The sequence below is a fragment of the Ideonella livida genome (genome assembly GCF_010499455.1).
GTDB classification, from domain to species: domain Bacteria; phylum Pseudomonadota; class Gammaproteobacteria; order Burkholderiales; family Burkholderiaceae_C; genus Ideonella; species Ideonella livida.
Genome location: NZ_JAAGOH010000047.1, coordinates 21,179 through 28,215, shown reverse-complemented (window position 1 = coordinate 28,215; position 7,037 = coordinate 21,179). Strand labels below are relative to the sequence as shown.

Annotated in this window: 6 protein-coding genes; all 6 read left to right on the top strand. The window is 69.7% G+C overall.

Translation table 11 applies throughout. From position 1 onward, the window contains the following. Positions 1 to 407 (top strand): energy transducer TonB (locus tag G3A44_RS21575; RefSeq protein WP_203561520.1); only part of this gene is annotated, 407 nt, incomplete at its 5' end. A 353-nt stretch (positions 408 to 760) separates the two neighbouring features. Continuing rightward, positions 761 to 2,500, top strand: coding sequence for a DUF1302 domain-containing protein (locus G3A44_RS21570; protein WP_163459819.1), 1,740 nt, complete (start codon positions 761 to 763; stop codon positions 2,498 to 2,500). Between the two features lie 48 nt (positions 2,501 to 2,548). After that, positions 2,549 to 3,913: a DUF1329 domain-containing protein gene (locus tag G3A44_RS21565; RefSeq protein WP_163459818.1), complete on the top strand. Its 1,365-nt coding sequence runs from the start codon at positions 2,549 to 2,551 to the stop codon at positions 3,911 to 3,913. 85 nt (positions 3,914 to 3,998) lie between these two features. After that, on the top strand, positions 3,999 to 5,162 hold the full coding sequence (locus tag G3A44_RS21560) for an alpha/beta hydrolase family protein (RefSeq protein ID WP_163459817.1): 1,164 nt from the start codon (positions 3,999 to 4,001) through the stop codon (positions 5,160 to 5,162). A 54-nt stretch (positions 5,163 to 5,216) separates the two neighbouring features. Beyond that, positions 5,217 to 6,047, top strand: a complete 831-nt coding sequence (locus G3A44_RS21555) for an EthD domain-containing protein (RefSeq protein WP_163459816.1) — start codon at positions 5,217 to 5,219, stop codon at positions 6,045 to 6,047. Positions 6,048 to 6,078: 31 nt separating this feature from the next. Next, entirely contained in the window at positions 6,079 to 7,032 is a 954-nt protein-coding gene (locus G3A44_RS21550; protein WP_163459815.1) for a VOC family protein, read from the top strand. Positions 7,033 to 7,037: the final 5 nt, after the last annotated feature.

The following is a 7,037-nucleotide window of genomic DNA, read 5'->3' as shown; positions in this document are numbered from 1 at the left end:
CCCTGGCGGCCTCCAGCCCCGCCGGCGCCGCCAGCCCGACCCCGGACGCTGGGGCCGCAGCACTGGCGGCCACCGCGCCGCCCCCCGCTGCGGCCCCACCCACCGCCCCGCCGCTGTCACCGCCTCAGCCCCACCCGGGGCCGGCGCCCGCCCCGGCCGAGGTGCCGCTGCTGACCGTGGTGGAGCCGGAGATCCCCGAGGCCCTGCTGGCCAGCCTGCGGCGCGATGGCCTGGTCCAGGCCCTGCTGCAGGTGCGGGCCGACGGCACGGTCAGCGGCGTGGAGCTGCTGCGAGCCGATCCGCCGGCCATCGCCGGGCCGGTGCTGCAGGCCCTGCGCCGCTGGCGCTACGCCCCTGCCGCCCAAGCCCACCAGCAGCGGGTCCGCCTGGCCGTGCAACGCGAATGAGGCCGCCGGCAGACCCGCCGGCCCTGGGGTCAAACCCCAAAGCTATTGATGGCATCGATTTGAGATGTTGTTGGAAACCATTTTTCTGAAGGGTTGAGCCCCCGTAACCTCTCTTCACCCCGATTTCCTTCCTTGGCGTGCCGCCCCGACGGCACGCGGCTTCCTCCGCCGGCAGTCGTCTCCCCACGGCCGCCGGCACGCCCGCCGCGCCCCCGGCGGGCTTCCTGCACAGGCCTCAACGTCACCTGCGCGGCATGGCCGCGCCAGGGTGCAGGCGGAGCCTTGGCCGCGCGTGCCTTGCACGGGCGGCCAGGAAGGGAACCAGGGTCACACCGCACAGGAGACAAGCGAGCATGAGACCTCTTCAGACCCCCCACCGGCGCTGGCGCCCCACCGGCCTGGCCCTGGCCGCCGCAACGGCCCTCGGCGCCCTGGCCCTGCCTGCCGCGCAGGCCTTTGAAATTGAGACCGACAGCGAGGACTGGCAGCTGCGCTGGGACACCACCGCCCGCCTCAGCGCCAAATACCGCACCGAGTCGGCCGACCCGGCGCTCAAGGATTCCTTCCGGCTGCTGGTCCCGGGCGTGCCGGCCTCGGCCTTTCCCCAGGGGCTCAACTTCAACGCCGGCAACCAGAACTTCCAGAAAAAGGGCATCGTCTCCGAGCGCGCCGACCTGCTGACCGAGTTCGACGCCATCTGGCGTAAGGACTTTGGCGTGCGCGTCAGCGCCGCCGGCTGGTATGACGCCAAGCTGCACGGCAAAACCCAGGCCGACAACGATGCCACGCTGGGACAGTCGCCCTACAACGAATTCCCGGCCCGCACCCGGCGCCTGGCCGGCCAGGACGGCGACCTGCTGGACGCTTTCGTCTTTGGTGGCTGGCAGCTCGACGGCGGCGGCAAGATCACCGCCCGCCTGGGCCGCCACGCCCTGCAGTACGGCGAGAGCCTGTTCTTCGGCGACAACGGCATCGCCCGCGCCCAGGGGCCCATCGACATCGACAAGCTGCTGGCCTCGCCCAACGCGCAGTTCAAGGAAATCATCCGCCCGGTGCCGCAGCTCTCGGCACAGTGGCAGGTCTCGCCCAGCCTGGCGCTGGGCGCCTATGTGCAGTTCGGCTGGGAGGCCGACCGCCTGCCCGCCGCGGGCAGCTACTTCTCCAGCGCCAACATTCCCTGGGGCTCGCGGCAAAGTGAACTGGTCGGCATCACCGACCCCGTCACCCATGCCCCGCTGACCAACTACCGCCTGACCGCCGGCCAGGACCAGGAACCCGGCCACTCCGGCCAATGGGGCCTGCAAGCCCGCTGGCGGCTGGACGACACCGATCTGGGCTTCTACCACGCCCGCTACCACGACAAGGCCGGCCAGCTTTATGGCCAGCTGGCCACGCCGCCCGGTGCGCAGCCCCTGAGCGGTGGCAGCTGGTTCTACGCCTTCCCCCAGGACATCAAGGTCACCGGCGCGAGCTTCTCGTCCTCGCTGGGCGACTTCAACGTGGCCGGTGAAGCCTCGGTGCGCGACAACATGCCGCTGCACATCACCAGCAACCACCTCTATGGCTTCTACCCCGGCCAGGCCCAGCCGCGCTTTGCCACCGGCCACACCGCGCACCTGAACCTGTCCACCCTGGCCACCTTTGGCCCCAGCTTCTTGTCGCAAGAGTCGGCCCTGGTGGCCGAGCTGGCCTGGAACCGCCTGCTCAGCCTGAACGACCCCGACGGCACCGTCACCGCCGGCCATGGCCGCACGCGTGACGCCACCGCCCTGCAGTTCATCTTCACCCCCAGCTACCGCCAGGTGCTGCCGGGTGTGGACCTGAGCGTGCCCGTGGGCCTGCGCTACACGGTGGACGGCGCCTCCAGCGTCACCGCCTGGGACGCCCGCGGCAACGGCACCCTGAGCTTGGGCGTGGAAGGCAATGTGGCCAACACCTGGCAGTTCACGGCCACCTACAGCCATTACCTGGGCAAGGCCGTGCCCTTTGTGGACTTCAGTCCTGCCGCCCATGGCGGCGTGCCCATCTTCGGCAAGGGCAATGCCCTGGCCGACCGTGACCACCTGGCCCTGAGCGTGCGCCGCACGTTCTGACCCCGCCATGACCGTTGTCACCGCCCCCCCCGCACAGGACTTTTCACCATGAACTGCAAGACTTTCCCGTTGAACCTGCTGGCCGTGGCCACCAGCGCCGCCTTCCTTGCCGCCCCTGCCTTGGCCGCCGTCAGCGCCGAAGAGGCCGCCCGCCTCAAGGCTGACCTCACCCCCTTTGGCGCCGAGAAGGCCGGCAACAAGGACGGCAGCATCCCCGCCTGGACCGGCGGCTACACCACCGCCATCCCGGGTGACAAGCCGGGCGGCCGGCGTGGCGACCCGTTCAAGGACGAGAAGCCGCTGTTTTCCATCACCGCCCAGAACATGGGCCAGTACGCAGATCGCCTGACCGAGGGCACGCAGGCGATGCTCAAGAAGTTCCCCAGCTTCCGCATCGATGTGTACAAGACCCACCGCACCGCCGCCGCGCCGCAATGGGTCTACGACAACACCTTCAAGAACGCCACCCGCGCCAGCCTGAAGGGCGACATTCCGCAAGGCGCCTATGGCGGCGTCCCCTTCCCGCTGGCCAAGACTGGCGCCGAGGTGATGTGGAACCACCAGTTGCGCTGGCGCGGCACCAGCCTGCAGCTGAACATCAACCAGTACCAGCTCACCGCCGACGGCCGCGCCGTGCTGACCACCGACGGCACCATCGACCAGCAGATGCCCTACTACTTCCAGGAGGGCAGCCCGGAGAAGTTCGCGGAGGACAACGAGTTCTGGATGATCCGCCTGAAGAACCAGGGCCCGCCCATCCGCGCCGGCGAAGCCATCGTGGGCCGCGTGCAGATCGACGGCTCCAAGGACCAGGCCTGGGTGTACCTGACGGGCCAGCGCCGCGTGCGCAAGCTGCCCAACCCCTGCTGCGACACGCCCACGCCGTCGGCCGCTGGCGTGATGAGCTTTGACGAGCTGGAGACCTGGACCGGCCGTATCGACCGCTTCGACTGGAAGCTGCTGGGCAAGAAGGAGATGTTCATCCCCTACAACGGCAACAAGCTGCTGCAGCCCGCCAACGACGCCGACGTGCTCAAGGGCCCGCACCTCAACCCCGACCACGTGCGCTGGGAGCTGCACCGCGTGTGGGTGGTGGAGGCCAACCTGCGCACCGGCCAGCGCCACCAGGCGCCCAAGGGCCGCTACTACTGCGACGAGGACACCTGGGCCTGCGTCCTGGCCGACCGCTGGGACGCCAACGGCCAGCTCTGGAAGACCCTGTGGTCGCAGACCCTGGTGGCGCCTGACCTGCCGGGCACCGTGATTGGCGCCTTCGGCTTCACCGACCTGCTGGCGGGCTCCGGCTTCGCGGGCAACCTCTACAACAGCAAGAAGGGCCAGTACGTGGTCAAGCCGCGCCTGCCCGACAGCACCTTCACCCCGGACGCCCTGGCCGGCGAAGGGGTGCGCTGACGCCACCGGCCGGCCCGCAGGCCCCGTCGGCGGGCCGGCCCCTCCCCACCCCTCTTCCACCGCGCCGCAGGGCGCCAACGCCTCCATGTTCAAGTACTTCCCCACCAACTACGTCTGGAACCTCTCCGTCGATCTGGCCATTGAGATGGGCGCCCGCATGGGCGAGATCGAGGAGATGTGCGCCCCCCTGCAGGAGGCCGCCAAGGCCCCGGACGCCGAAGGCACGCGCGCTTTCCGCGAGACCTGGGTGAAGATGGCCGACAAGCTCTGCGCCCTGGCCGACGAGGACAAGGTGGCCGGCCGCCTGTTCTCCGCCGGCGAAAAGTTCGGCCGCGCCGCCAGCTACCTGCTCACCGCCGAACGCCTGCAGGCCCACGGCGCCCCGGGCCGCATGGCCATGTATGCGCGCTTCCTGCAGCTCTTCGCCGACGGCATCCGCCTGGCCAAGGAAAACTGCCAGCGCGTTGAAATTCCCTATGAAGGCAAGGTGCTCAGCGCCCTCTACGTGCGCGCCGAAGGCCTCAAGCCCGGTGAACGCGCCCCACTGCTGCTGCAACTCAACGGCCTGGACTCCACCAAGGAGATGAAATACCGCGTGGGCCTGCCGGCGTGGCTGGCCAAGCGCGGCGTCTCCTCCCTGGTGCTGGACCAGCCCGGCACGGGCGAAGCCCTGCGCCTGCACGGCCTGACCGCCCGCCACGACACCGAACACTGGGCCCGCGTGGTGATGGACTGGATGCAGGCCCACCCCGAGGTGGACCCGGCCCGCATCGGCTGCGAAGGCGTCTCCCTGGGCGGCTACTACTGTCCGCGCACCGTGGCCATGGAGCCGCGCTTTGCCTGCGGCGTGGTCTGGGGCGCCAACCACGACTGGCGCGACGTGCAGAAGCGCCGCCTGGAACGCGAGGGCAACTTCCCCGTGCCGCACTACTGGGCCCATGTGTGCTGGGTCTGGGGCGCCAAGGACATCGACGACTTCATGCGCATCGCCGAGAACGTGCACCTGGACGGCGTGGTCGAACAGATCAAGGTGCCCTTCCTGGTGACGCATGGCGAGAAGGACAGCCAGATCCCGCTGAAGTGGGCGCACCGCACCTACGAGCAGCTGGTCAACAGCCCCAAACGCGAGCTGAAGGTCTTCACCGAGCGCGAAGGCGGCGTGCAGCACTCCAGCTTCGACAACTCCATCAACGCCGGCCACTACATCGCCGACTGGGTGGCCGAGACCCTGGGCGCCCGCACCGCCTGAGGCGCGCCAGGCCCACCGCGTCACGGCCCTCACCCGATCAAGGACCTCCCCCCTATGGACCTCTCACTCCAACGGCGCCAGCTCCTGATGGCCTCTGTGGCACTGGGCGCCGCCGGCGGCGGCCTGCCCGCCCAGGCCGCCAGCCCGTCCGGCACCCCGCAGCACCCCGACCTGGCCGTCAAGCTCATCATCGTCGGACGCCGCCGGCCCGGCACCACCCTGGCCGAGCACCGCCACCACATCCGCAAGGTCCATGGCGAGCTGGTGTTGCGCAACATCGCCGCCGATCCCGCCAACGCCCCGCGCCGTTATGTGCAGAACGCGGTGTTTGACGGCAGCTTCCGCACCGGCGGACCGGCCGGCGACGCCTTCGCGCTGAACCGCGACTTCGTCACCCAGATCTGGATGCCCGACCTGCAGACCCTGGGCAGGGCCCGGCAGTCCCCCTTCTACCTGCAGCACGTCAAGCACGACGAAGACAACTTCGTCGACCAGGCCAATGTCGTCTTCATGCCAGTGCGCGAGCGCGTGATGGCCGGCGCCCCCGTGACGGCCCACCAGCGCGTCAAGCTGTTTGGCTTTGTGCAGCGGGCGCCCGGCACCGCGGTGGAGGACTTCCGCCGCGCCTGGAGCGCGGCGACGTGGCGCACCGGCGAGAGCCTGCTGCGCCATGTGCAGAACGACACCCTGCCCACGCCAGCGGGCCCGGCCCCGCTGGACGGCATCGACGAGTGCTGGCTGGCCGACGACGCCAGCGCCTACGACTTTCTGGGCCGCTGGAACGCCTGGGTGAACGACACCCTGGTGCGGTCTGGCCTGGCGGCCCCCGGCCATCACTTTGCGTTGCTGGCCCGAGAAGACGTGATCCACGCCGGCCCTCAATGAACCTTTCACCCCACCCACGACAGGACACAGCATGAACATCACCGGACTGGAAACCCTGGTCTTTGGCGTGGCCAACCTGGCCGAAGCCCGTCAGTACATGATCGACTACGGTCTGGAGCCCTCGGCCACCCACCCCGCCCGCCTGGAAGCCCTGGACGGCACCGGCGTGGAGTTCTACGCCCAGGACGACGCCAGCCTGCCCCCCGCCCCCAAGGGCTGCCAAATGCGCTTGGCCGTGATGGGCGTGGCCGACGAAGCGACCCTCAACGCCATCGCCGAAGAACTCGGCAAAGACCGCCCCGTGGTCCGCGTGGACGGCCCCAACGGCGGCCGCGTGCAGTCGGTGGACGACGCCGGCTTTGCCATCGCCTTCCAGGTCAGCCGCCGCCAGCCGCTGCACCTGCTGGGCGAAGTCTCCAACGCCCCCGGCTCGCCCATCCAGCGCGTGCCCAACCAGCTGGGCGTGGTCAAGGGCCGCGGCCGCATCCAGCCGCGCGGCCTGTCGCACCTGGTGTACTTTGTGCCCGATCTGGCCAAGGCCGAGCGCTTCTATGTGGAGCGCCTGGGCTTCCGGGTGACCGACCGCTTTGAGGGCGTGGGCCCCTTCATGCAGCCCGCCGGCGCGCTGGACCACCACAGCCACTTCCTCATCGGCGCCCCGGCCTTCATGCAGGGCGTGGAGCATTTCACCTTCCACTTTGGCGGCCCCACCGAAGTCATCCAGAACGGCAACCGCTTCATTGAGGCCGGCTACCAGGCCTTCTGGGGCCCGGGCCGCCACATCTTCGGCTCCAACTGGTTCTGGTACTTCAACAGCCCCTTGGGCTGCCATGTGGAGATGGACGCCGACATGGACCTGCACGACAACAGCTGGACCCCGCGCAGCTGCCCCATCAGCGCCGACGCCTCACAGGCCTTCCTGCTGCGCCGCCGTGACGCCTGGATGCCCGGCCCCGGCACCCCGCACGAAGGCGACTACGCCTGAGCCCG